Source organism: Prochlorococcus sp. MIT 0701 (genome assembly GCF_000760295.1).
GTDB lineage: Bacteria > Cyanobacteriota > Cyanobacteriia > PCC-6307 > Cyanobiaceae > Prochlorococcus.
On sequence record NZ_JNBA01000050.1, the window covers coordinates 1 to 1,149 of the forward strand.

At 53.5% G+C, this 1,149-nt stretch carries 1 protein-coding gene; it reads left to right on the forward strand.

Translation table 11 applies throughout. From position 1 onward, the window contains the following. The first annotated feature begins 5 nt into the window (after positions 1-5). A complete protein-coding gene (psbA, locus tag EV12_RS12750; RefSeq protein ID WP_036916046.1) occupies positions 6-1,082 on the forward strand; it encodes a photosystem II q(b) protein in 1,077 nt (358 codons plus the stop codon). The last annotated feature ends 67 nt before the right edge of the window (positions 1,083-1,149 follow it).

The following is a 1,149-nucleotide window of genomic DNA, read 5'->3' on the forward strand; positions in this document are numbered from 1 at the left end:
ACTCAATGACCACCACCATTCGCAGTGGTCGCCTCAGTAGCTGGGAGTCCTTCTGCAATTGGGTCACCTCCACCAATAACCGCATTTATGTGGGTTGGTTCGGTGTCCTGATGGTTCCCACGCTGTTGGCAGCTGCCATCTGCTTCACCATTGCCTTTATTGCGGCACCGCCGGTTGATATCGACGGTATCCGTGAGCCCGTTGCTGGCTCTTTCCTCTACGGCAATAACATCATTTCTGGTGCTGTTGTTCCTTCCAGCAACGCCATCGGCCTGCACTTTTATCCCATTTGGGAAGCTGCTTCTGTTGATGAGTGGCTTTACAACGGCGGTCCTTACCAGCTTGTTGTTTTCCACTTCTTGATCGGCATCTGTTGCTGGTTGGGTCGTCAATGGGAACTCTCCTACCGCTTGGGCATGCGCCCTTGGATCTGTGTGGCCTACAGCGCACCGCTGTCGGCAGCCTTTGCTGTTTTCCTGATCTATCCCGTTGGTCAGGGTTCCTTCTCGGATGGCATGCCTTTAGGCATCTCTGGAACCTTCAACTTCATGTTGGTGTTCCAGGCAGAGCACAACATCCTGATGCATCCCTTCCACATGATTGGTGTGGCGGGCATGTTTGGCGGCAGTTTGTTCTCCGCCATGCACGGTTCACTGGTGACCTCATCGTTGATTCGTGAGACCACCGAAACCGAGTCTCAGAACTACGGCTATAAGTTCGGCCAAGAGGAAGAGACCTACAACATCGTGGCTGCCCACGGTTATTTCGGTCGTTTGATCTTCCAGTACGCCAGCTTCAATAACAGCCGCAGTTTGCACTTCTTCCTGGCCGCCTGGCCGGTGATCTGCATCTGGATCACCTCACTGGGTGTGAGCACGATGGCCTTCAACTTGAACGGCTTTAACTTCAACCAGTCGGTTCTCGATGCCCAAGGCAGAGTTGTACCAACCTGGGCTGATGTGCTCAACCGCAGCAACCTCGGTATGGAAGTGATGCATGAGCGTAATGCTCATAACTTCCCTCTCGACCTGGCAGCTGCTGAGTCCACACCTGTGGCTCTGATTGCTCCTGCGATTGGCTGATCATCCTGCTAAATAAAAGGTTTGGCAGCAGCTGAACCTGAAAGCCCCCTCCTTAGAGGGGGCTTTT

Bases quoted from the DNA above. Each gene is read 5' to 3' on its own strand.
- psbA (WP_036916046.1), top strand. From the start codon at position 6: ATGACCACCACCATTCGCAGTGGTCGCCTCAGTAGCTGGGAGTCCTTC.